The 23,791-nt window shown below is 35.7% G+C and carries 24 protein-coding genes; 22 read left to right on the top strand and 2 right to left on the bottom strand.

Annotated features, from left to right (window positions below; genetic code table 11):
- Window positions 1-150 precede the first annotated feature (150 nt).
- Window positions 151-1,503: a chromosomal replication initiator protein DnaA gene (gene dnaA, locus ACY9Z2_RS17530; RefSeq protein WP_463610964.1), complete on the bottom strand. Its 1,353-nt coding sequence runs from the start codon at window positions 1,501-1,503 to the stop codon at window positions 151-153.
- A 730-nt stretch (window positions 1,504-2,233) separates the two neighbouring features.
- Between dnaA and rpmH the strand changes: the two genes are divergently transcribed.
- From rpmH to ACY9Z2_RS17465, 13 genes are all read left to right on the top strand, one after another.
- A complete protein-coding gene (rpmH, locus tag ACY9Z2_RS17525; RefSeq protein WP_463610963.1) occupies window positions 2,234-2,368 on the top strand; it encodes a 50S ribosomal protein L34 in 135 nt (44 codons plus the stop codon).
- 166 nt (window positions 2,369-2,534) lie between these two features.
- Window positions 2,535-2,873: a ribonuclease P protein component gene (rnpA, locus tag ACY9Z2_RS17520; RefSeq protein ID WP_463610962.1), complete on the top strand. Its 339-nt coding sequence runs from the start codon at window positions 2,535-2,537 to the stop codon at window positions 2,871-2,873.
- A 75-nt stretch (window positions 2,874-2,948) separates the two neighbouring features.
- Entirely contained in the window at window positions 2,949-3,719 is a 771-nt protein-coding gene (gene spoIIIJ / locus ACY9Z2_RS17515) for a YidC family membrane integrase SpoIIIJ (RefSeq protein WP_463610961.1), read from the top strand.
- Window positions 3,716-4,330, top strand: a complete 615-nt coding sequence (jag, locus tag ACY9Z2_RS17510; protein ID WP_463610960.1) for an RNA-binding cell elongation regulator Jag/EloR — start codon at window positions 3,716-3,718, stop codon at window positions 4,328-4,330. The genes spoIIIJ and jag overlap by 4 nt, the downstream gene beginning before the upstream one ends.
- A gap of 404 nt (window positions 4,331-4,734) precedes the next feature.
- A complete protein-coding gene (locus ACY9Z2_RS17505; RefSeq protein ID WP_463610959.1) occupies window positions 4,735-5,712 on the top strand; it encodes a M20/M25/M40 family metallo-hydrolase in 978 nt (325 codons plus the stop codon).
- A 240-nt stretch (window positions 5,713-5,952) separates the two neighbouring features.
- Window positions 5,953-7,329 carry a tRNA uridine-5-carboxymethylaminomethyl(34) synthesis GTPase MnmE gene (mnmE, locus tag ACY9Z2_RS17500; protein ID WP_463610958.1) on the top strand — a complete coding sequence of 459 codons (1,377 nt, stop codon included), beginning with the start codon at window positions 5,953-5,955 and terminating at the stop codon, window positions 7,327-7,329.
- A 70-nt stretch (window positions 7,330-7,399) separates the two neighbouring features.
- On the top strand, window positions 7,400-9,286 hold the full coding sequence (mnmG, locus tag ACY9Z2_RS17495; RefSeq protein WP_463610957.1) for a tRNA uridine-5-carboxymethylaminomethyl(34) synthesis enzyme MnmG: 1,887 nt from the start codon (window positions 7,400-7,402) through the stop codon (window positions 9,284-9,286).
- Between the two features lie 15 nt (window positions 9,287-9,301).
- Window positions 9,302-10,018, top strand: a complete 717-nt coding sequence (gene rsmG, locus ACY9Z2_RS17490; protein WP_463610956.1) for a 16S rRNA (guanine(527)-N(7))-methyltransferase RsmG — start codon at window positions 9,302-9,304, stop codon at window positions 10,016-10,018.
- Window positions 10,019-10,286: 268 nt separating this feature from the next.
- Complete coding sequence (noc, locus tag ACY9Z2_RS17485) at window positions 10,287-11,144, top strand: nucleoid occlusion protein (protein ID WP_463610955.1); 858 nt, start codon at window positions 10,287-10,289, stop codon at window positions 11,142-11,144.
- A 225-nt stretch (window positions 11,145-11,369) separates the two neighbouring features.
- Complete coding sequence (locus tag ACY9Z2_RS17480; protein ID WP_463610954.1) at window positions 11,370-12,143, top strand: ParA family protein; 774 nt, start codon at window positions 11,370-11,372, stop codon at window positions 12,141-12,143.
- Entirely contained in the window at window positions 12,124-12,957 is an 834-nt protein-coding gene (locus ACY9Z2_RS17475) for a ParB/RepB/Spo0J family partition protein (RefSeq protein ID WP_463610953.1), read from the top strand. The genes ACY9Z2_RS17480 and ACY9Z2_RS17475 overlap by 20 nt, the downstream gene beginning before the upstream one ends.
- 143 nt (window positions 12,958-13,100) lie before the next feature.
- Window positions 13,101-14,261, top strand: a complete 1,161-nt coding sequence (locus ACY9Z2_RS17470) for an aminotransferase class V-fold PLP-dependent enzyme (RefSeq protein ID WP_463610952.1) — start codon at window positions 13,101-13,103, stop codon at window positions 14,259-14,261.
- A 17-nt stretch (window positions 14,262-14,278) separates the two neighbouring features.
- Window positions 14,279-14,983, top strand: a complete 705-nt coding sequence (locus ACY9Z2_RS17465; RefSeq protein WP_463610951.1) for a DUF554 domain-containing protein — start codon at window positions 14,279-14,281, stop codon at window positions 14,981-14,983.
- Between the two features lie 132 nt (window positions 14,984-15,115).
- Here the strand turns inward: ACY9Z2_RS17465 and yyaC are convergent, their stop codons facing one another.
- Window positions 15,116-15,745 carry a spore protease YyaC gene (gene yyaC, locus ACY9Z2_RS17460; RefSeq protein WP_463610950.1) on the bottom strand — a complete coding sequence of 210 codons (630 nt, stop codon included), beginning with the start codon at window positions 15,743-15,745 and terminating at the stop codon, window positions 15,116-15,118.
- Window positions 15,746-15,834: 89 nt separating this feature from the next.
- Between yyaC and ACY9Z2_RS17455 the strand changes: the two genes are divergently transcribed.
- From ACY9Z2_RS17455 to ACY9Z2_RS17415, 9 genes are all read left to right on the top strand, one after another.
- The gene (locus ACY9Z2_RS17455) at window positions 15,835-16,857 is read left to right on the top strand and encodes a YkvI family membrane protein (RefSeq protein WP_463610949.1); all 1,023 of its coding nucleotides are present in this window, start codon (window positions 15,835-15,837) and stop codon (window positions 16,855-16,857) included.
- Window positions 16,858-16,933: 76 nt separating this feature from the next.
- A complete protein-coding gene (locus ACY9Z2_RS17450; RefSeq protein WP_463610991.1) occupies window positions 16,934-17,863 on the top strand; it encodes a mechanosensitive ion channel family protein in 930 nt (309 codons plus the stop codon).
- Between the two features lie 15 nt (window positions 17,864-17,878).
- Complete coding sequence (locus tag ACY9Z2_RS17445) at window positions 17,879-18,079, top strand: DUF951 domain-containing protein (RefSeq protein WP_463610948.1); 201 nt, start codon at window positions 17,879-17,881, stop codon at window positions 18,077-18,079.
- 197 nt (window positions 18,080-18,276) lie between these two features.
- On the top strand, window positions 18,277-19,377 hold the full coding sequence (ychF, locus tag ACY9Z2_RS17440; protein ID WP_463610947.1) for a redox-regulated ATPase YchF: 1,101 nt from the start codon (window positions 18,277-18,279) through the stop codon (window positions 19,375-19,377).
- Window positions 19,378-19,509: 132 nt separating this feature from the next.
- Complete coding sequence (gene rpsF / locus ACY9Z2_RS17435; protein WP_463610946.1) at window positions 19,510-19,800, top strand: 30S ribosomal protein S6; 291 nt, start codon at window positions 19,510-19,512, stop codon at window positions 19,798-19,800.
- A 15-nt stretch (window positions 19,801-19,815) separates the two neighbouring features.
- Complete coding sequence (ssb, locus tag ACY9Z2_RS17430; protein WP_463610945.1) at window positions 19,816-20,283, top strand: single-stranded DNA-binding protein; 468 nt, start codon at window positions 19,816-19,818, stop codon at window positions 20,281-20,283.
- Window positions 20,284-20,621: 338 nt separating this feature from the next.
- A complete protein-coding gene (gene rpsR, locus ACY9Z2_RS17425) occupies window positions 20,622-20,852 on the top strand; it encodes a 30S ribosomal protein S18 (protein WP_463610944.1) in 231 nt (76 codons plus the stop codon).
- 277 nt (window positions 20,853-21,129) lie between these two features.
- On the top strand, window positions 21,130-22,242 hold the full coding sequence (locus tag ACY9Z2_RS17420) for a tyrosine-type recombinase/integrase (protein ID WP_463610943.1): 1,113 nt from the start codon (window positions 21,130-21,132) through the stop codon (window positions 22,240-22,242).
- Window positions 22,235-23,668, top strand: coding sequence for a tyrosine-type recombinase/integrase (locus ACY9Z2_RS17415; protein WP_463610942.1), 1,434 nt, complete (start codon window positions 22,235-22,237; stop codon window positions 23,666-23,668). The genes ACY9Z2_RS17420 and ACY9Z2_RS17415 overlap by 8 nt, the downstream gene beginning before the upstream one ends.
- Window positions 23,669-23,791 lie beyond the last annotated feature (123 nt).

Raw genomic sequence — 23,791 nt, 5'->3', positions numbered from 1 at the left:
ATTTTTATTATAAAAAAATAGTAATAATAGTAATAGGCACTGTGATTATGTGGATAACTTACTTTTTGGCTTTTTCATAAAGATTTATCCCTTGTGGATAGATTGTTGGTAAGTTTGTTCCTTCATGCACATTATTCACATGTTAATAACTTATAAGCTTTTTAATTGCTCCTTAATTTCTTCTATATCTTGATTAAAGCTTGTATTATCTTCGAGCATTCGTGCAATTTTTTCGTGCGCATGAATAACAGTGGTATGATCTCGTCCACCAAATTCTTCACCAATCTTAGGTAATGAAAAGTCAGTCATTTCCCTTGATAGATACATGGCAATTTGTCTTGGAAATGCGATAGACTTTGTACGCTTCTTTGCAATAAAGTCCTCTTGTTTCACGTTATATTTTTCTCCTACTACTTGCTGGATTTTTTGGATCGTTACTACCTTTGGCTTATTTGTTGGAATAATATCCTTAAGTGCATCGGCAGCAAGTGACGCATCTATATCCTGATTTACTAAGGAAGAATAAGCAACTACGCGAATTAATGCACCTTCTAGCTCTCGGACGTTCGTATCAATTTGATTAGCTATGTACATCATAACTTCATTTGGAATATCGAGTCCTTCAGCCTTTGCCTTTTTGCTTAGAATTGCACTACGCGTTTCTAAATCCGGTGGTGTAATGTCTGTAATCAATCCCCATTCAAACCGTGAACGTAAACGATCCTCTAATGTAGGAATTTCTTTTGGTGGTCTGTCACTGGAAATAATGATTTGTTTGTTTTCTTCATGCAACGTATTAAACGTATGGAAAAATTCCTCTTGTGTTGATTCTTTCCCAGCAATAAATTGAATGTCGTCGATTAATAACACATCGACATTACGGTATTTATTGCGGAAATTGATTGTTTTGTTATCCATAATAGCGTTGATAAATTCATTGGTGAATTTTTCCGATGACAAATAAACCACTCGAGCATCTGGGTTATGGTCCTGAACGTAGTGACCAATAGCGTGCATAAGGTGTGTTTTGCCAAGTCCAACACCACCATAAATAAAGAGTGGGTTGTACGCTTTAGCAGGTGCCTCAGCTACTGCCAGTGAAGCAGCGTGAGCAAATCGATTCCCTGATCCAATAACAAATGTATCAAATGTATAATTGGAATTTAGCATTGTTTTTGGAGCATCAGGATCCTGGTTGTTTGGTACAGCTGGGATAGATTTTGGTGGTGTATCTAAATCATCTGTCTCTAAATTTGTTTCAGGAATGATGAACTTTGTTTTTAGTTCTGCACCAGTAATTTCAAATAATAACTCCGAAATTAGTGATGTATATCTACCTTCTAACCAATCGCGTGCAAATTCATTTGGAGCAGAAACGATTAACGTATCATCCTGAAGCTTCTCTGCTTTTGTATTTTTTAACCAAGTATCAAAGCTTGGTTTACTAACTTTTTCTTCTACTTTTTCAAGTGTGGCTGTCCATAGTTCTTCAATGTTTTCCAAGGATTTGGTCACTCCTTTCAAGGAATATATGATAGAAAAAGCCTCTCTCAATCTTTCAATACGTTTAATCAAAGTTGAAAGACGGAAAGGCGTTTTTTGACTGATAGTAAAGTATACCTTTTATGGTTATTAGTGGATATCAGTATAAGTGCAACAAGGCTTTTGCCATTCGATATTGGCGATAAACCAAGTTTTATATCAAGAATAAAACATAAAAAACTAGCTTACTACATAGAATAATTGATAAGTAAGTAGAAATAAATTTATAAAATTAACGGTGTGGATAATAAATAGCATAGCATAAGTAACTAGATAAGTTTATATACGCTTTCCACATAGTTGTTGATAAGTAGATAAACAGAGGTGTGAACAAGTATCCACAGGTTATTAACAGAATGTGGATATCTTAATAATATTTTTCGTTTTCCACATGTTAAAACACAAATATAATATCAAAAAAAAGACTGTAGTGCAATGGCTTTTTCGACAGTTATCCACAAATTCTATCCCTTGTAGACAACAAATATCCACACCACTATATTTTGTGATTATCTTGTCGATAGGTGGTGTGGATAAAAATTTTGACGAAAAAAGAATGAACATTACCCTGTGGGTAACTTGTTTTCAAATGGAAGTTGACAGAAGGTACATGTTTTACGTATAATAACTTAGACTGTCTACTGGATATGTTTAGTTTGAATTTTTAATTCCTCAGGGAGGTGTATGATAGATGAAAAGAACGTATCAACCAAATAACCGTAAACATAAAAAAGTACATGGATTTCGTGCACGCATGAGCACAAAGAACGGACGTAAAGTATTAGCGCGTCGTCGACAAAAAGGAAGAAAAGTATTATCTGCATAGGCCGCTGAACATGTCAGTGGTCTTTTTCTCACTTATGAGGGAAAAATATTTAGAGTTTGAAGAGAAGCAGTGTTTCCTGTTCCTTCGTTGAAATTTGAGGAATGATGGGATCACTGCTTATTATATAGATAAAAAGTTGATCTGTTAGGTAGTAAAGGTGATCGTAATGAAAAAAGTTTTTCGGATAAAAGATAATAAAGAATTCCAGCTTGTATTTAAAAAAGGAAAATCCTTTGCTAACCGACAACTGGTTATTTACTATATGGAAAAAGAAGGACAAGCGCATCATAGGGTTGGTATTTCTGTTGGCAAAAAAATAGGAAATGCTGTTACTAGGAATAGAATTAAACGACATTTACGCCATGCTTTTCAAGATCTGGATAATCAGTTAAAAGCGTGTGATATTGTCATTATTGCTAGACAACCAACAAAAGATATGGAATATGAACAGTTTAAAAAAAGCTTAAATCATTTATTGTCGAAAGAACGATTGTTAAGAAAATAATAGAATCTTTATTTGATTTAATGATAAAATGATAGGTATATACATAGAGGTACTTGTAAGTAAGGAGGAAAATTAGTGTCAAAGAAGTTTTTATTGCTAGTAAGCATGTTAGGTATCGTTGTACTACTTTCTGGATGTATGAATATTGATCAGCCTATTACCTCTGAAAGTGAAGGGTTCTGGGACCAATATTTTGTTTATCCAATGTCATGGTTAATCACTTACTTTGCAGAATTGTTTGGTGAAAACTATGGTTTGGGTATTGTTGTCGTAACAATTATTGTTCGACTCGTATTATTACCACTTAACGTAAAACAACTAAAAAGTTCTAAGGCAATGCAGGATATTCAACCAGAGTTGAAAGAACTTCAGAAAAAATATAGCTCAAAAGATGCTAATACACAACAAAAGCTACAAAAAGAAACAATGGCATTATTTCAAAAGCATGGTGTAAATCCATTAGCCGGATGTTTACCAATCTTTGTACAAATGCCGATATTAATTGCAATTTATCATGCGATTATGCGTAATGCTGAAATTCAAGAACATAGTTTCTTATGGTTTGAACTTGGTGAACCAGATCCATTCTTTATTTTGCCGATAGTTGCTGGTGCCGCAACATTCTTACAGCAAAAATTGATGATGGCTGGTAGTCCAGCTGGGCAAAACCCACAAATGATGGTAATGCTTTACGTTATGCCAATAATGATCGCTGTATTTGCAATCTTCTTCCCAGCAGCTCTTGCACTATACTGGGTTGTAGGTAACATCTTTATGGTTGCTCAAACAGTTTTTATTCGTAAACCAATGATGAAAGATGCTAGTACTGGAGGAGACAAAAAGTGAGAGAAATAACTGCTACTGGTCAAACGGTGGAAGAAGCGGTCCAATCAGCATTAGAGCAGTTAAACACAACAAAGGACCAGGTGGATATTACAATTATTGATGAAGGCAAAAAGGGATTTTTTGGCGTTTTCGGATCGAAAAGGTCGATAGTAAAAGTTTCAATAGCCAAAAATCAAATCCAGGAAACGGAAAAATATCTACTTGAAGTAACCAAAAATATGGGTATTGACGTTGAGGTTACTACTACCGTTGATGAAAAACACGTAACCTTCGAATTAAATGGTGAAAAAATTGCATTACTTATTGGAAAACGTGGTCAAACATTAAATGCACTGCAATATTTGGTACATTTGGTAATCAATAAAGATGGTAAAAACTTTTATACGGTAACTGTTGACGCAGAGGGTTATCGTGGACGAAGAAAAGAAACTCTCGAATCATTAGCATTAAAAATGGCTGATAAAGCTAGACGCTTAAATAAAAAAGTAGCGTTAGAACCAATGCCAGCCTATGAACGCAAAATTATTCACAGTGCTTTACAGGGGAATAAAGATATTTCCACGTATTCTGATGGTGTAGAGCCACATCGGCATATTGTGATAAAACCATAATATTAAGTGAAAAAACCCTGGGAAACCAGGGTTTTTTTATATGCTATTCTGGTTACGATTGTTGCTTACGATCCACATTTCAACATTTACGGTCCGAATTTGAAAAATACGATCCAAATCCTTATTTTATGATCCAGAATTCAAAAATACGATCCAAATCCCCAATTTTATGATCCATCAAACTTAAAAACGATATTGATAGATCGTCGCACACCAACCTCAGTTTATAGATAAATGAACCTAGTGATAACTAGGATTTTTTTACTTTATAACTATAAATAAATAGTACGAATGGCGTCATCTTACATATATTTCCACTACCATTTTCTCATTTTTTGGAAATAAAAAAGGATTCCACTAACTTTCCTAGAATAGTTGTACGAAACAGGGAAGGAAGTGTATATATGAAACATGTAAAAATTACTAGTCTTTATTTGATGATCTTTATGCTTGCAGCAACACCAGTATTTGCTGCTCCAGCGGGACAAGCAAGTCAAGCTTTTGATAACAAGGTAGTCAAACGGATTAATGCAGATAATATTTATCGGCATGTATATTATTTATCGGAAGTAATCGGCTCACGTGGCGCTGGTACAGAAGGTGAAAGGAAAACAGTTGAATATCTAGAAAATCAATTCAAAAGCTTTGGTTATGAAAATGTTAACGTATATGAGTTTACTTTTGAAACATGGAATGGGGAACAAATCACTTCTTATAATGTAGAAGCGGTAAAAGAACCGATGAAAAATCATGATACTGGCCAAACAATTATCGTTGGTTCACATCATGATTCCGTGCCTTGGGGGAAAGGTGCTAATGATGATGCCTCAGGTACCGCAGCTCTTTTAGAGTTGGCTAGGGTTTATGCAAATACACCTACAGATACTACGATTAAATTTGTGGCATTTGGTGCGGAAGAATATGGACTTTGGGGTTCTCGTAAGTATGCTGCTGCGATGACACCTGAAGAGGTAGAAAGAACGGTAGCACAATTCCAAATGGACATGGTTGGAAGTGAAGATGCAGGGGATTTAGTAATGTTTACTGCAAACGGTGAAAAGAATCTTGTAACTGACCTCGGTGCAGCAGCCGGCTCACGTGTTAGTGAATTGGTACCGTATAGTGAGCTTGGACGTAGTGACCACGTTCCATTTCATAATCTAGGAATTCCAGCTGCATTGTTTATCCATACACCACTTGAGCCATGGTATCATACGGAAGAGGATACAATTGAACATATTAGTAAGGAAAAATTAAAAGATGTTGCTAATATTGTTGGCGCTGCAACCTTTCAAGTAGCAAGAAAAGATACCCCTGCGCTTGAAAAGGCAGAGGTAGCTCCAGTTCCAGTTGATTATTATTATGAAGAACCGCAATTATAAAGTGAAACTCCTTTCAGTTGGATATTACTGTACGTCAAATTGCGATAAATTGTTGATAAATTAATATTCGTTAAAAGGTGTTTATTCACATGTGGATAAACACCTTTTTTATATGGTTAAAGAATGTTTGTGGATAAGTTTATTTTTTCATGAATATGTGCTATTCTAAGTTGTTAGTGATGATAAATATCAAAGAGTGTAAATAATAGATAGTAATAGATGCGATGAGAAGGTGAGAACGTGGAGATAGATACAATAACAGCGATATCAACACCGATTGGTGAAGGTGCAATTTCAATTGTCAGATTGAGTGGTCCAGAGGCCGTTTCAATCACGAGTCAATTGTTTGATGGGAAAGATTTAGATCAAGTAGATTCTCATACGATTCACTATGGTAAGATAATTGACCCAGATACGAATGATGTAGCAGAAGAAGTAATGGTGACCGTGATGCGAGCACCAAAGACGTTTACAAGAGAAGATGTAGTCGAGATTAATTGTCACGGTGGCTTGGTATCAATCAATCGCGTATTAGAAATAGTGTTAAGTAAAGGCGCACGTTTAGCAGAGCCTGGTGAATTTACGAAGCGTGCTTTTCTCCACGGGCGAATCGATTTATCGCAAGCTGAGGCAGTTATGGACTTGATCCGCGCTAAAACCGATAAGGCAATGACCGTTGCATTAAAACAGATGGATGGAAGGCTGTCTGGTTTAATTCAACGATTAAGACAGGAACTCCTCGAGACTGTAGCACATGTAGAGGTTAACATTGATTATCCAGAATACGATGATGTAGAAGAAATGTCGCATGAAATGATGCGAGTCAAAACCAAGGAAGTTCATGATGAAATAGAGAAGCTATTAGAAGTTGCTAAGCAGGGTAAGATTTTACGTGAAGGGTTGGCAACAGCGATTGTTGGACGTCCGAACGTTGGGAAGTCATCGTTAATGAATACATTGGTACAGGAAAATAAGGCGATTGTTACCGAAATTCCCGGTACCACTCGTGATATTATTGAGGAATATGTCAATGTTCGCGGGGTTCCACTTAGACTTGTCGATACTGCAGGAATTAGAGAAACAGAAGATATTGTCGAAAAAATTGGTGTCGAACGATCAAGAAAAGTATTAAAAGAATCAGACCTCATATTATTTGTGTTAAATAATAATGAGGAACTAACAGAAGAAGATAAGAAACTGTTTGAAGCCGTAAAAGGATTAGAATATATCGTTATTATAAATAAGACGGATCTTCCAACGAAGCTAGACTTAGAAAATGTTAAGGCGATAGCAGAAGGTAAACCAATCGTTACAACATCTTTAATAGAAGAAGAAGGTGTAGACGAATTAGAAAAGGCGATTGCGCAAACATTTTTTACTGGAGAGATTGATAGTGGGGATCTAACGTATGTATCGAATGTTCGTCATATTCAACTTCTAAAGCAATCTAAGCAAGCATTAGAAGATGCAATTGGCAGTCTAGAAATGGCGATGCCACTTGATATTATTCAAATCGATGTAACACGAACATGGGAATTGCTGGGGGAGATAATTGGAGATACAGCAAGTGATAGTCTGATCGACCAATTATTTTCTCAGTTTTGCCTAGGTAAGTAGAACAATTGAAATAAAATCGTGAGAAACGAGTTAATATATACTTGTCTTTTATTGGAAAGGATGAAAAATTATGGTATACGATGCAGGTCGTTATGATGTCATCGTAATTGGAGCAGGTCATGCAGGTGTTGAAGCTGGGATTGCCGCTGCCCGTATGGGTGCGAAAACCCTCATGCTAACACTAAACTTAGATATGGTTGCCTTTATGCCATGTAATCCATCACTTGGTGGACCAGCAAAAGGAATTGTAGTACGTGAAATAGATGCACTCGGTGGCGTGATGGCAAAAGTAATTGATAAAACACACATTCAAATGAGGATGTTAAATACAGGGAAAGGTCCTGCAGTTCAGGCTTTACGTGCACAGGCAGATAAACCTTTATACATTCGTGAAATGAAAAATATAATCGAAAACGAAGAGAATTTAACGTTAAGACAGGGAATGGTTGAAAAACTAATCGTTGAAGATGGCGTTTGTAAAGGTGTAATAACCGAAACGAAAGCTGCTTATCATGCTGAAACGGTTATTATTACTACTGGTACTTTTATGCGAGGAAAAGTTCTGATGGGTGATTTGGAGTATGAAAGTGGACCAAATAATCAACGTGTTTCTGTAAAACTTTCAGAGCACCTGGAAGAACTCGGGTTTGAGTTAACAAGGTTTAAAACAGGTACACCACCACGAGTGAACAGTCATACAATTGACTATTCAAAAACAGAAATACAACCTGGTGATGATAAACCACAAGCTTTTTCGTATGAAACTACTGAGTATATAACCGATCAAATTCCTTGTTGGCTAACGTACACCAATGAATTTACCCATGAAATTATCAATGATAATTTAACGTTATCGGCAATGTATTCTGGTATGAAACGTGGAACAGGTCCACGTTATTGCCCATCAATTGAAGATAAAATTGTGCGCTTCAATGACAAACCGCGTCACCAGGTATTTTTAGAGCCTGAAGGACGTCAAACTGAAGAGGTATATGTGCAAGGATTATCAACATCATTACCAGAATATATTCAACATGAAATGCTTAAAACTGTTCCAGGTTTGGAAAATGCAGAAATCATGCGTGCAGGTTATGCAATTGAGTATGATGCAGTAATTCCAACACAGCTATGGCCAACACTTGAAACGAAGAAAATTCAAGGTCTTTATACTGCTGGTCAAATTAATGGAACTTCCGGATATGAAGAAGCTGCTGCACAAGGGATTATGGCTGGTATAAATGCAGCTGCTAAAGTTTTAGGCCGTGAATCATTAATTCTTGATCGTTCACAAGCGTATATCGGTGTATTGATCGACGACTTAGTGACGAAAGGTACGAATGAACCATATCGTTTATTGACCTCTCGCGCAGAATATCGTTTATTGTTACGCCATGACAATGCAGATCTTCGTTTAACAGAGGTAGGATACAAGCTTGGATTGATAACGGAAGAACGTTACAATAAATTTCTTGAGAAAAAGGCGTTAATAGAGGAAGAAAAAAATCGTCTAGCAAAAATTACAATTAAACCAGAAGATAAGATACAGCAACTTTTAGAAACAGTGAATGCAACACCATTAAAGCAGCCTTTGAAAGCATTAGAATTACTGAAGCGGCCAGAAGTTAATTATCAATTAATTGAACAAATGGTTCCTTTTGAAAAAGAACTTCCTAACGAAGTGAAAGAACAAGTGGAAATACAGGTCCAATATGAGGGGTATATTAAGAAAGCAATTGAACAAGTAAACCGGATGTTAAAAATGGAAGACAAAAAAATTCCTTATAACATTGATTACGATGCAATAAATGGGATAGCAACGGAAGCACGTGAAAAGCTGAAAACGATTCGTCCACTTTCTGTAGGGCAAGCATCAAGAATATCTGGTGTTAATCCAGCTGACGTATCCATTTTATTGGTATACATCGAGCAAGGAAAAGTTGCACGAATAGCGAATTAAGTTAGGAGACAAATTATGAACCCAGATATATTTGTAGACGAACTTGAGCGAAAAGGAATCGCATTAGATGATAGACAAAAAGAGCAGTTTGATATTTATTTTCGCACATTAGTTGAGTGGAATGAAAAAATGAACCTAACGGCAATTACAGATAAAAACGAAGTCTATTTAAAACATTTTTATGACTCTATTACTGCTGCTTTCCATGTTGATTTTACAAAAGAATTGCATATTTGTGATGTGGGTGCTGGTGCTGGGTTTCCTAGCATCCCCCTCAAAATATGTTTTCCCCATATAAATGTAACAATAGTAGACTCGTTACAAAAACGAATTGTCTTTTTAAATCAATTAGCGACAAATTTAGACATTAAAAATGTAGCATTTTACCATGATCGAGCAGAGAATTTCGGGAAGAACAGTAAATTTCGAGAATCGTTTGACCTCGTGACAGCCCGTGCAGTTGCACGCATGAGCGTGTTAAGTGAACTTTGCTTACCTTTAACAAAGAAAAATGGCAAGTTTATTGCCATGAAAGCAGCTCAAACGGAAGAAGAGCTAAAAGATGCTGAAGCTGCTATTGAAGTTTTGGGTGGTAATATACAAGCTGTTCATACATTTACGTTACCTGAAGAAGATAGTGAACGCTCTATTATTATGATTGATAAAAAACGAAAAACACCAAATAAATATCCAAGAAAAGCTGGTGTTCCAAATAAAAACCCTATAATATAGTAGCGAAGATAAAATATATTTATTCTAATAGGTACTTTTTAGATTCAATTATGGTAAAATAAAGACAGATACTTATACGCAGCGGTTTATTACTGCGGCGTTTTTCTTATTGGTTAAACAACTTAATAAGTGTATTAAAACATATGAAATCTAGCAAAATTATAAAATGTTTCACGTGAAACATTTTATATATAAACTATAATCAAAGCACTAATAATTGTTAGGTGAAATACATATAAGTTTTTAGAAATAAAGGTGGTGTCTGGTCATGGTACGACCCTTCAACCGAATATTCGGGTTAGGAGATAAATCGGAGTCTGATTCACAAGAAGAGACCTATCATGCAAATGAAGTGGTTCAACTTGATGTTACAAAAATTATACCTAATCGTTTTCAACCAAGATCTATTTTCAGTGAAGAAAAAATAGCTGAACTAGCACAAACTATTAAAACGCATGGCATGATTCAGCCGATTGTTGTTCGGAAATTAGATGATGAAGAGTATGAATTAATTGCCGGTGAACGAAGATGGCGAGCGATCCAATCATTAGGTTGGGAAACTGCACCCGTCATTATACAGCAAATGACCGATACGGAAACTGCATCGGTCGCACTTATTGAAAACTTACAGCGTGAAGAATTAACCGTTATTGAAGAAGCAAGAGCATATGCTAGGCTCTTGGAATTGCATTCAATCACACAAGAAGCACTAGCACAACGATTAGGTAAAAACCAATCAACAATTGCTAATAAGCTAAGGCTTCTAAAACTAGATGATACGGTTCAACAGGCGCTCTTAAACAAATCGATAACTGAACGTCATGCAAGAGCGTTAATAAAGGTGAAGGATCAAGAAAAACAGGCAAAACTTTTACATGAAATAATTGAAAAAGATCTTAATGTAAAGCAAACGGAAGAACGTATAGATCGAATGGAAAAGAATAATGAAGAAACAAAGAAGAAAAAGCCTAAATTGAAGGGTATTAACAAAGATATGCGTATAGCTGTTAATACAATTAGACAGTCACTAACAATGGTTACTGATACAGGTTTAGATGTGGAAACAGCGGAAGAGGATTTAGACGACTATTATCAATTTACAATAAAGATACCAAAAAAGAAATAATAGATTTATACTTTCATATACTTGCCCATCTTTTGACTGATAGATGGGTTTTTTTGAACAGTAATGTCGAAAAATGTGGTTTTATGTTCTTGTATCTTTCGAAAACGGTAAAACAATAGCAAAAATCCTTGTAATTTACGTTTTTATAACAATATACAACTTTTTCATCTTTTATTGAAAAAAAGTGATAGAATTGTAAGTATAGAATGATAGGTAGGTGACAGCATGGGTAAAATAATCGCCATGGCAAATCAAAAGGGTGGCGTAGGAAAAACTACTTCAGCCGTCAATCTTAGTGCGTGTCTAGCACATTTAAATAAGAAAGTATTGCTTGTAGACATTGACCCACAAGGCAATGCTACTAGTGGGGTAGGAGTAAATAAAGCAGATGTAAATCACTGTATTTATAATATTTTAGTTGAAGATGTGCCTGCTGTAGATGTTATTACACATTCGAACGTACCGAATCTCGATATCATTCCAGCTACTATTCAGTTAGCAGGGGCAGAAATCGAATTAGTACCAACTATCTCACGGGAAATTCGTTTGAAAAAGTCGTTAGAAGTGGTGAAAGACAACTACGATTACATTATCATTGATTGTCCTCCTTCACTAGGTCTTCTAACAATTAATGCATTAACCTCCTCAGATACGGTATTAATCCCTGTACAGTGTGAGTATTACGCTCTTGAAGGACTCAGTCAGTTACTAAACACTATTCGGTTAGTTCAAAAACATTTAAATAAACATTTAATGATTGAAGGGGTATTACTGACTATGCTCGATGCCCGGACCAACTTAGGTATTCAGGTTATCGAAGAAGTGAAAAAATACTTCCAAGATAAAGTCTATAACTCAGTAATCCCAAGAAATGTCCGACTTGGTGAAGCACCGAGTCATGGTCAACCAATTATTACGTATGATCCGAAATCTAGAGGTGCAGAAGTGTATTTAGAATTAGCGAAGGAAGTGATGGCTAGTGGTGAAAGGGTTAGGTAAAGGCATAAATGCACTTTTTCCAGAGATGGATGAAAAGGAAGAAATTGTTCAAGAAATATCCATTAAAGAATGTCGACCAAATCCATACCAGCCAAGAAAAACTTTTCATGCCGATGCTATTGAGGAATTAAAGGAGTCGATTTTAGAATATGGTATTATTCAACCATTAATTGCCCGAAAGAGTATTAAAGGCTATGAAATAGTTGTTGGTGAACGTCGTTTTCGTGCGGCGAAGGAAGCCGGTTTAGACACGATTCCTGTTGTTGTAAAAGATTTAACTGATGAAAAAATGATGGAAATTGCCCTGCTAGAAAACTTGCAGCGTGAAGACCTTACACCTATTGAAGAAGCACAAGCGTATGCAAATTTAATTAAGGAATTGAAAATAACACAGGATGAACTTTCAAAAAGGCTAGGGAAAAGCAGATCACATATTGCAAACCTAGTACGTTTACTTACGTTACCAGATCAGGTTATAGCTTATATTAATAATGGTGAACTATCGATGGGGCATGGTCGAGCATTATTAGGTATCAAGGATAAAAATAAGTTACTTCCTTTTGTGAAACGGATCTTGAAGGAAAAGCTTAATGTTCGTCAAGTTGAGCAAATGATTATTGAGATGAACAAAAAGCCTACAAAAAAGAAAACGAAGCCAAAGCTAGATATTTTTCTGCAGGAAAGAGAATCGATATTACGAGACAGACTAGGTACTTCCGTTTCGATTCAGCGAGGCAAACGAAAAGGGAAAATTGAAATTGAATTTTTCTCGAATGATGATTTAGATAGGATTATAGAAGCTTTAAACTCATAAATTGGTGTAAGGAGACTGACAGAGAAATAGCTCTAAGCTAAGTCAGTCTTCTTTTCACTTTTTACAGATACTATATGTAATGAGATGTTTATATAAATATAAGTATTTTATATCAAGACTAGTAATAGGGAAGGTTGATATAAGTGATATATTTTGATCAAGCTGCTTCTTCTTTTCCAAAACCACCAAGTGTAGTAGATGCAATGGTTCATGCTGTTAAATCTGTCGGTGCTAATCCTGGAAGGGGTTCGCACGCGCTAGCTAGAGAAGCTTCTGAAATTATTCAACAGACTCGTATTAAAGCGGCTGAATTATTCGGGTGTAGCAACCCTAAACAAGTGTTGTTTTATCAGAATGCGACCATTGCTTTAAATCAAGCAATCAAAGGGATATCTTGGAATGAAAATGACAATATTATAACAAGTTCCTTTGAACATAATTCAATAAGAAGACCTTTGGAATTTATAAAAGAAAAATATGGGGTGACAGTTACATATGTCGAAACTCCCGATACTAGTAGTGACGATGAATTTGTTGATGCTGTTGAGCAAGCTATAACCTCAAACACACGATTGATAGCTATAACACATGCATCAAATGTTACAGGTCGTATCTTTCCGATAGATGGAGTAATAGAAAAAGCGAAGGAAAGAAAAATTTATACACTTATTGATGCTTCCCAAACTGCAGGCCATATATCAATAGATATGAAAAAACAAGGTGTTGATATGCTTGTTTTCCCCGGTCATAAGGGATTAATGGCACCTCAGGGAACTGGCGTGTTAATGGTTGAAGGTAAAGTACTGCTATCTCCAATTCACCATGGTGGTACAGGTGCGTATTCATATTCCGCTCACCAACCCGAACAATGGCCAGAGTATCTAGAAAGCGGTACGCTCAATACACCTGGAATAGCTGGACTTCATGCAGCGTTATTAGAGTATGAGAAACGAAAGAAGGAAATTGTTCCACGTGAAACAATGTTAGCAAACAAGCTATTTAATGGATTAAGAAAGATAAAGGGAGTTACATGTTACGGACCACCATCTGATTCTTTTCGCGTGCCAATTGTAGCGTTTAATATAGATAACGTATCCTCACAAGAAATAGGTGCGGTCCTTGATTCGCACTATAAAATTGCAGTCCGAGCTGGTTTACATTGTAGTCCGTTAACACATGAAACGTTAAAAACAACAGATCAAGGGATTGTACGAGCTAGTTTAGGTATTTATAATACGGAAGAAGAGGTAAAGGAATTTCTTACTGCAATAACGGAAATAGTAGCAGCGTATAACGAAATTTAAATAATGGGGATGGGGCAATGGTTTTATATGGAACTTTGGTCAACGGAATTTGTATTATTGTAGGAAGTCTGTTGGGTCTTTTTTTTACAAAAATTCCTGAGCGTTATAAAGAAACCGTCATGCATGGAATAGGGTTAGCGGTTGTTTTAATCGGATTACAAATGGCCTTTACTACAGAAGTAATTGTTGTAGTATTACTAAGTCTACTCACAGGGGCTATTATTGGTGAACTTATACATGTGGAGGAAGGATTAAATCGGTTAGGTGCATGGATTGGCAGTAAGTTTACTACGAAGAATGAAAACTTCAGTGTTGCTCAAGGGTTTGTAACAGCTTCATTAATATTTGTAATTGGAGCTATGTCGGTAATCGGTGCACTGGACAGCGGCATCCGAGGAGACCATGAAATTTTGATTACGAAAGGGATTATCGATGGGTTTGTTGCGTTAGTACTTACGACAACATTAGGGTTTGGTGTAGTGTTTTCAGTAGTTCCAGTGGTTATTTATCAAGGTTCCATAGCGTTGTTAGCAACACAGATTACAAAGTGGATGCCAGAAAGCTTTTTGAATGGATTTATTGTCGAATTAACTGCTGTAGGTGGACTATTAATTGTAGCAATTGGTTTGAATCTATTAAAAATCACCAAAATCCGAATCGGTAATTTGTTACCATCGCTAATAACAGTTATCGGTATCTATTATGTGTATCAATTGTTTTAGAAAAAGTTTATTGCGACAAAAACTAGTAACTGCGACAAAGTTTCAATAGTGTCGCAGTGTTATCAGCTAAGAGAACAATTAAAAATAAATTAAAAATAAAACTTCTACTAAAAACATTCTAGTAGAAGTTTTTTAGATTTCAATATTCTCTTGTTCGCTAGTAGGCATAACTACTGATGGAGAGGTTATGCTGTGTTGTAAACGATTATCTACTTTTATTAATAGATTTGCTAGTTGTTTAGCCATATCAACTACAAGAGATAAACGAGTGTTTTGTAGAATAGAAAACTCCATAAAACCACTTATGTTAACAACCCCCGTAAGATGAATATCCCCAATTTGTGGTAGTGACTTTTTTAAGGCAGCACCTGGTTTTAAAGGGCCGTCGCCGAGTATGATATTCCCAACTGATGTTGATTTACCTAAACAAGCATCAACTGCCACAATATATGGATTTCGGTGTTGGTTATGAATTAATTCTATGTAAGATTCAAGGTTTGTGGCGTGTACTGGATTATGAATAGTCCCATAAACACTTAAATGTTTCGGTCTATATTCTTGGAGAAAACTCCCGGTTAACGGTCCTAGAGAATCGCCAGTTGAACGATCGGTTCCGATACAGACAACTACATATTCTCTTGGTTGTTCCGGAAGAAAAGAAATTATTTTTTCACTCATAACTAATGAAATCGATGAATTTGTATACTTTACGTTCATCTTATTTTGTTCACTTTCCGTAACAAATTGTTTTTTTAGATTCATAGCTTTTCCTCCACAAACATATTGGTAATAGTATACGACTTTAAAAAGATAACTATACATCGATTTTGTTTTTAATTGGAGGAAAGCAAATGTGGAGTTCAGGGCTTAAATGGATGTTTTTAATTATTGGAACAACAATTGGCGCAGGGTATGCATCTGGTCGAGAATTATGGCAATTTTTTGGGCATGAAAGTGGACTTGCTATTGCTATATTTGCCTTATTGTTTTCTATATCTTGTATTGTAGTGATGAATGTAGGCTATCAGAAGCAATCGAAGGATTATTTACCAGTATTACAAGTTATTGTTGGAGAAAAACTCACCAAAATTTATGATGTTATGATCTTTTTGTATCTATTTACTACCACCGTTGTGATGCTTGCAGGTAGTGGTGCGACTGGACAGGCATTTTATTTTTCTTATTGGTGGGGTGTTGGTTTTATCTCTGTAATTCTAGTTCTTTTGTTTATTAGGGGAATAAATGGGTTACTTACGATTAATCAATTTATATTACCAGTTCTATTGGTTGGACTACTTTCTATATTACTGATTTTCACCTTTGATCAGAAGCTAGCACTTTTTTCACATTGGCATGAGCAACGTAACTGGACAGCGGCATTTCCGTTTACGGCATTAAATATCTTGCCGTTAATAGCTGTTCTAGGTGCTATTGGTAACAAAATTCAATCGAAAAAAGAGATAGCTATTGCTGGGATTGGTAGCGGCCTAATTTTAGGAATTATTTCGTATATCTATAACAATAGTTTGATTCAAATAGCAGAGGAAATCCTTGTTTATGAAATACCTTTATTTGCGATATTAAAGCATTATTCTTTTGGAATATTAGTATTTATGTCCATCCTTTTGTGGTTTGCAATTTTTACAACTGCAGCATCAGGGCTATTAGGTATGATTACACGCATTCAGAGTTATTGGAACATGCCTTTATGGATAATAGCAGCTTTATCTCTTCTAATAATGATACCATTCACGACGTTTGGTTTTTCAACATTAGTTAGCTACATATACCCAATATATGGAATTTTGAATTTATATGTTTTGATGCGATTAATACTTTATCCAATATGGAATAACAAGAGGAAGGTGCAGTAGTATTATGCTTTTCATTAATAACGTAATGTTGTACTATTTATTTATAGATGGAATAGCTAGTTTCGTAATGGAGGGCATGGATGTGGATGAAGCTAATAAAGAGATCAACAAATTTTGGGATTATATTACAGGTCCTGAACTCTGGTTGGTTATCGGTGAAGGATTTTTAAAAATTGTCCTGATTCTCATTTTAGCAATGGTTATTATTAAGGTTGGTAAAAAGATAATAGACAAGGTGTTTATTAGCCGACAACGTGGTCCTTTTCGAATAACAGAACGACGTGAAAATACACTTAAAAAGTTGTTGCATAACATTTTAACGTATACCGTTTATTTCACTGCGCTTATTATGGTTTTGGATAGTGGTTTTGGACTACAAATTGGCCCATTACTTGCTGGTGCTGGAGTAGCTGGCTTAGCAATTGGTTTTGGTGCACAGAACCTTGTGCGAGATATTATTTCTGGATTCTTTATCATTTTTGAAGATCAATTTTCAGTTGGGGACTATGTAAGAACCTCTGGAGTTGAAGGTACTGTAGAAGAAATTGGAATTCGTACCACAAAAATTAAAAGCTGGACAGGAGAATTGCATATTCTGCCTAACGGAAATGTAACACAAGTAACCAATTACTCCATTCACAATGGACTGGCAGTAGTGGACATCAATGTACCTTATGAAAGTGATATCGAGTTTGCAGAGCAAATAATTGAAGAAATGGCAAAGGAACTACCGGATAAATATGAAGAAATTGTAACTGTTCCAGAGATTATTGGAGTTCAAACATTGGAACTGTCTCACTTTGTTATACAAGTAATTGCCGAAACGCCACCATCATTCCAATGGGCAGGTGCTAGAATTATTCGACGTGAAGTAAAAGAACGATTATATAGTGCAGGAATTGAAATACCTTCACCACGCCTTGTAATGTATACAAGGAATGAAGGTCCGAACACGTTAGAAGTAGAGGGAGAATCAAAACTAATCCAAGAAAGAGAACAGGAATAGAAAGAAGGGACTTAGATGGTGGAGAAGGAATTTGGCTTGAATGATATAGTACAGATGAAAAAACCCCATCCATGTGGGGAAAATCGTTGGAAAATAATCCGAATGGGGATGGACGTTCGAATTAAATGCCAAGGCTGCGATCATAGTGTTCTGATTCCTAGAAGGGAATTTACAAAGAAACTAAAAAAGGTTCTTGAAAAAGGTGAAACGGAATAGTGAAAATTTATTATTTCCGTTTGAAAATAAGGTTTTTACAGCCTTGAATAATAGAAAATAAACGTTTCAAAGGAAAATGGGCAAAAATGCAAGCTAGAAATCTTGTATTTTTGCTTTTTCTTTGCTTGTCAAATTCTGTCCTTGTATTATAATTGGGAAGACTATAGTTGAAAGTATCCTTAAGGAGTGAAAGTTTCATGGCTTTAACAGCAGGAATTGTCGGACTGCCTAACGTGGGTAAATCTACTTTATTTAATGCCATTACGCAGGCTGGAGCAGAATCGGCGAACTATCCGTTTTGTACGATTGATCCGAACGTTGGTATTGTAGAAGTTCCGGACGATCGTTTGAATACATTAACAGCGTTAGTATCCCCAAAGAAAACAATCCCTACAGCATTTGAATTTACAGATATCGCTGGCATTGTTAAAGGGGCGAGTAAAGGGGAAGGTCTTGGAAACCAATTTTTATCCCATATTCGCCAGGTAGATGCCATTTGTCACGTGGTCCGGTGTTTTGTTGATGAAAACATTACACATGTTTCTGGGACCATTGATCCAATCGATGATATCGAAATTATTAACTTAGAATTAATTTTGGCTGATTTAGAAACCGTTACAAAGCGATTCCAACGTGTGGAAAAACTAGCACGACAAAAAGATAAAGCGGCATTAGCTGAATATGAAGTGTTAGAAAAGCTAAAAGACGGACTTGAAAATGATAAACCTGCACGTGCAATAGACTTTTCAGAAGAACAATGGAAAGTAGTAAAGCAATTGCATTTGTTAACGAGTAAACCAATATTATATGTTGCGAACGTTTCAGAGGATGAGGTCGCTGATCCAGAGGGAAATGAGTATGTGCAACGTGTAAGAGAGTTTGCGGCTAACGAAAATGCTGAAGTAATCGTTGTCTGTGCGAAAATCGAATCCGAAATTGCAGAGCTTGATAAAGATGAGAAAGAAATGTTTTTAGAAGAGCTTGGTATTAAAGAATCCGGGTTAGATCAATTAATTAAAGCTGCATACCAATTGCTTGGCTTAGCAACATACTTTACTGCAGGTGAACAAGAAGTGCGAGCATGGACATTCCAAAAAGGCATTAAAGCTCCACAAGCTGCAGGCATTATTCATACTGATTTTGAAAGAGGTTTTATTCGTGCAGAAACCGTTTCATACGAAGACCTTGTAGAAGCGGGTGCAATGGCACAAGCAAGAGAAAAAGGAAAAGTTCGATTAGAAGGTAAAGAGTATATTGTAAAAGATGGAGACGTTATCCATTTCCGTTTTAACGTATAACAAAGGATCCCTCGAAAGCTTGTTTTTAAGAGAATGATTTGGTATAATACACTATTGTGAGTAATTAACTATAAATTGCTCCTTGCCTCTATTAGGAATAGAGGCCGCTAAGACCAAAAGGAGGTGTAACGAATGACTAAATACGAAATCATGTATATCATTCGCCCAGACATGGAAGAGGATGCTCAAACAGCATTAATTGAGCGTTTCAACAAGATTCTAACTGATAATGGGGCGGAGATTGAAAAAGTTGATGAAAAAGGCAAAAAACGCCTTGCATATGAAATCAATGATTACCGTGATGGATATTATGTAGTTGTGAATTTCTCAAGTGATGAAGCTGCAATCAATGAGTTTGATCGTTTAGCTAAATTCTCAGATGATATTATCCGCCATATGGCAATTCGAGAAGAAGATCAATAATAAGGGGTGGTTCTGATGTTAAATCGTGTCGTACTAGTTGGCAGATTAACGAAGGATCCTGATTTACGTTATACGCCAAACGGAGTGGCAGTAGCCAATTTTACGTTAGCTGTTAATCGACCTTTTTCTAATCAACAAGGGAACCGAGAAGCTGATTTTATTAACTGTGTTGTATGGCGTAGACCTGCAGAAAATCTTGCTAATTACATGAAAAAAGGTAGTATGGTCGGAGTAGATGGACGTGTGCAAACACGTAACTTCGAAGGGCAAGACGGTAAAATGGTTTTCATGACAGAAGTTGTGGCAGACAGTGTACAATTTTTGGAAACAAAAGGTTCCACACAAGGTCAAGGTTCATCAGGATATCAACAACAGAATCAGAGCCAAAACCAAAACCAAAACAGACCGAATCAAAACGAAGAGGATCCGTTTAAAAATAACGGACAGCCTATCGATATATCAGACGACGATTTACCATTTTGAAAAGTGTAATAGTGAGTAATCTGTAAATATCCTTAAAGCCTTTATTTATAAAAGGATTAACTATTTAATTAGTGAGTAATTTATAAGTAATATTTTAAGAGTTAAGTGTGGATTATTCGTACTTTATTTATCACTTGAGTAATCTTTGTTTAAATACGGCTACCACTAGCTTTAATATATTATACTATGTGTAATATAAATTAAAGGAAAAGGAACATTCTTCTCCTTTAATTTAGTGGGTGAATATATCATAGGTTAGACTCTTAAAATTATTGAGAGATGGGTTCTATAAATTTATATGAGTTTCTATAGATATAATATATTAAGGAGGTAATTAAATGGCAGCTCGTCGTGGACGCGCAAAGCGTCGTAAAGTGTGCTATTTCACAGCAAATGGAATTACACACATCGATTATAAAGATGTTGATTTACTAAGACGTTTCATCTCAGAGCGTGGAAAAATTCTTCCTCGCCGTGTTACTGGAACATCTGCTAAGTATCAGCGCAAACTTACAAAATCGGTTAAACGTGCTCGTACAATGGCATTATTGCCTTTCGTAACAGAGTAATAATAAAAAACCACTAGGGGATTGAACTTAGTGGTTTTTTGGATGAAGTCAAAAATAAAATTCTCTTTACTTAGAGAAGCCAATTAATAAATAATTGGCTTCTCTATTTTTATTGCTATAAAGAGACTTAGGCTGTTTTATTAGGGGAGTTATTTTTAAGTATTATGAGTAATTTATGTATGAACTGTACCTAGAGTATTGTAGAAGTGTTATAATATTTGTAATTAATAAGTAATTGAGAGGGGAATCTAATTCCTTTAGTCAAATGGGGGAGCATATGAAGATTGAAAAGACTCTTAATTCCTTAGTATTAGTTGATTCTAGTATGAGAATTAATCCGGAAGTTTTAAACTTTACTAACGCATTGGAACTCAAAGGAATGTCACCCAACACTGTTAGAGGCTACTTGAATGATTTAAAAGTTTACTATATGTGGCTTGAACAGGAAGAGTTACAGTTTTTTGAGGTAAAGCCAAAACATCTATCAAGTTTTATCGAGTTTGTTGACAGCAGAAATACAAGGGGAAGAGTATCCCCTCCTACATTATCTCGTTACCTAGCAACTCTAGGATCGTTTTATAGGCATTTTGAAGCTATTGGGGGTTATGTGGAAGAATCACCATTAGTTAAAGCAAAAGGATATTGGCACACTCAAAGAAAAGGATACCTTAGACATATCACTAGGCATTGGGATAAGAATCTTCATAATTATTTTAGGAGAAAGCATAAAAAGAAAAGTGATAAAAAGAGGTTATATGAATATGACGTTGATAAGTGTTTCGAAGCAATAGAGTCTCTATGGAATGAAAATGAGTCTTTAAAGTTCCGTAATAGATTGATGTTTAAATTACTTTATGAAACAGGTTATAGGGTTTCCGAGCTTTTACATCTCAGAATTGATGATTTTGACTATCCTGATCCAATCGAGAAAACGGGAAACGTATATCTTATTGAACGAAATAATGAACCACCTAATAGACAACTTAAAACAGGTGAGAGAACAACCCCCGTTTCAGCTAAGTTACTGCAGGAGATAGATGATTATATTTTATATCATCGTCCTGAAAATAAGGATGGTGATTATATTTTCGTTTCACATTCTAGGGCGAATTTAGGCGAACCAATTGGGAGAGCTACTGTTGAAGGAGTTTTTGATGACATTGAATCGAAATGTGACTTTAAGTATACAAAATTAACTCCTCACACATTGAGGCACACTCACGGTTCTGAGTTACAAGACATCGGCGTTGATGTGAATATCATAAAGGATCGTTTAGGGCATGGAAGCATCGAAACTACTTCTAAATACGCTAAGCCTTCGATAGAAACTCAAATTAAGGCCTACGAAAGATATTTAACAAGTAAGAAAGGTGTGGTATCCAATGGATAACGTACTCCCTCTTATTGATATAAGAAAAGATAAATGGGTACTTCCTTCAAGTGATGATTTATCTGATTTTACATTCGAGTTTGGACATTTACCAAACGAGTGGTTTAAAGAAACAATTAAGAAGATAACAAAAGAAAATATTACAATCGGTCGGTTGAAGCTTTCTACATTACACAGATACAACTATTCATTAGATGTATTCTGGGATTTTTTAGAAAGTTATGGTATTGAGCTTGATACATTTGAGGATATCTCATATGAGTTAATAGAAGGTTTTGTTCACTATCTATTGACAAACGTAAATAGTCCATCTACAAGATCATTAACAATCGCATCTTTAAAACATCATATAAGACATGGACAACTGTTTGAATGGGATGGGTTTCCTCTCTCTGAAATTTTTGATGGTACGGAGCAACGCACTCTTCAGACAGAAGATACACTAAAAAGTATGCTTATTGATGATGATGTAATGAATTCTATTGATTCCTCACTTCGTCACTGGAAACCAACAATTAAGCCCGTTCTAGAAGACTTAAACGAAGTTGTACTTTGGGCTTTAATTACTGTAATTAGACACACTGGAGTGCGACTTGCAGAAGCTCTAAATCTGAAAGCAGATTGCATGAACAGGGACTTCATGAATAAGCATTTGATGGAGATTGTTAGTCCGAAAAATGAAACCGAAAGGTTTATACCAGTGAACAGGGATGTAGCTGTAGCAGTTGATTATCTTTGCAAGTCAACTCAAGAACTTCGTTCTGAAATGAATACTGAAAAGATTTTTATGTATTATCAGCCATTTAATAAAAGATATAAGTTTATTGAACAAAGAACAGCTAGAGGCTGGTTGAAAAATAAATTTCTCAAGAGGTTCCACATAAATGATTCTAACGGTAATTTAGCTGTACTGACATATCATAATTTTCGTCATCAAATCGGAACAGACCTATTAAACAATGGGATGAGACCTTTTGAAGTAAAAGAGTATTTAGGGCATGAATCGATGCATTCAACACGGTTGTATGCCAAAGTCCGAGATGACAGATTAACCAAAGACTACAAGAAACTTGGATTTATAGGTGTTATTGAAAAAAGCACTGAAGACATTGCTGATAAAGATGGAAACAAACTTGATTCTGAAAAACGCTTAATGGCACAGCTTCCAGATGGTGTTTGTGCTAAGCCAATTGGGGCCAAAGTTATTGATTGCAGAAAACCTAATGCTTGCTTGTTTTGCCCCAAGTTTATTACAACACCTGAGTTTTTTGATATACATAAGAGTCACCTAGAACGTATAAGAGCGGATAAGGAACGTTACTTAGCAGAAGATTTAATGGGTAGTGAATACCATCTATTTGAGACTGAAAAGGCCTTAGAAGACATAATAGACCGTTTATCAGCCTTTCAAGAAGGGGGAGCATAAAATGACAATAAATAAAGACATGCCAATTGTTGATTACAACCCTTCAAAATCTGATATAGAGTGGCGTTTGTGACCGTCAAGTAGAAAGACACAGTTTTTGCTGATTAATTTGGAACACTTTCT

This window comes from Virgibacillus sp. GM2-2, from assembly GCF_055329585.1.
The sequence above is the reverse complement of the archived record's forward strand: the minus strand, read 5'-3'. Positions and strand labels throughout refer to the sequence as shown.

Excerpts from the sequence above, each read along its gene's own strand:
- ACY9Z2_RS17415 (WP_463610942.1), top strand. The coding sequence starts at position 22,235 with ATGGATAACGTACTCCCTCTTATTGATATAAGAAAAGATAAATGGGTA.
- yyaC (WP_463610950.1), bottom strand. The coding sequence starts at position 15,745 with ATGAATCTAAAAAAACAATTTGTTACGGAAAGTGAACAAAATAAGATG.
- rpsF (WP_463610946.1), top strand. The coding sequence starts at position 19,510 with ATGACTAAATACGAAATCATGTATATCATTCGCCCAGACATGGAAGAG.
- ACY9Z2_RS17505 (WP_463610959.1), top strand. The coding sequence starts at position 4,735 with ATGAAACATGTAAAAATTACTAGTCTTTATTTGATGATCTTTATGCTT.
- ychF (WP_463610947.1), top strand. The coding sequence starts at position 18,277 with ATGGCTTTAACAGCAGGAATTGTCGGACTGCCTAACGTGGGTAAATCT.
- rsmG (WP_463610956.1), top strand. The coding sequence starts at position 9,302 with ATGAACCCAGATATATTTGTAGACGAACTTGAGCGAAAAGGAATCGCA.
- ssb (WP_463610945.1), top strand. The coding sequence starts at position 19,816 with ATGTTAAATCGTGTCGTACTAGTTGGCAGATTAACGAAGGATCCTGAT.
- ACY9Z2_RS17455 (WP_463610949.1), top strand. The coding sequence starts at position 15,835 with ATGTGGAGTTCAGGGCTTAAATGGATGTTTTTAATTATTGGAACAACA.
- mnmG (WP_463610957.1), top strand. The coding sequence starts at position 7,400 with ATGGTATACGATGCAGGTCGTTATGATGTCATCGTAATTGGAGCAGGT.
- ACY9Z2_RS17480 (WP_463610954.1), top strand. The coding sequence starts at position 11,370 with ATGGGTAAAATAATCGCCATGGCAAATCAAAAGGGTGGCGTAGGAAAA.
- rpsR (WP_463610944.1), top strand. The coding sequence starts at position 20,622 with ATGGCAGCTCGTCGTGGACGCGCAAAGCGTCGTAAAGTGTGCTATTTC.
- ACY9Z2_RS17450 (WP_463610991.1), top strand. The coding sequence starts at position 16,934 with ATGGATGTGGATGAAGCTAATAAAGAGATCAACAAATTTTGGGATTAT.
- ACY9Z2_RS17445 (WP_463610948.1), top strand. The coding sequence starts at position 17,879 with ATGGTGGAGAAGGAATTTGGCTTGAATGATATAGTACAGATGAAAAAA.
- ACY9Z2_RS17420 (WP_463610943.1), top strand. The coding sequence starts at position 21,130 with ATGAAGATTGAAAAGACTCTTAATTCCTTAGTATTAGTTGATTCTAGT.
- noc (WP_463610955.1), top strand. The coding sequence starts at position 10,287 with ATGGTACGACCCTTCAACCGAATATTCGGGTTAGGAGATAAATCGGAG.
- ACY9Z2_RS17465 (WP_463610951.1), top strand. The coding sequence starts at position 14,279 with ATGGTTTTATATGGAACTTTGGTCAACGGAATTTGTATTATTGTAGGA.
- rpmH (WP_463610963.1), top strand. The coding sequence starts at position 2,234 with ATGAAAAGAACGTATCAACCAAATAACCGTAAACATAAAAAAGTACAT.
- rnpA (WP_463610962.1), top strand. The coding sequence starts at position 2,535 with ATGAAAAAAGTTTTTCGGATAAAAGATAATAAAGAATTCCAGCTTGTA.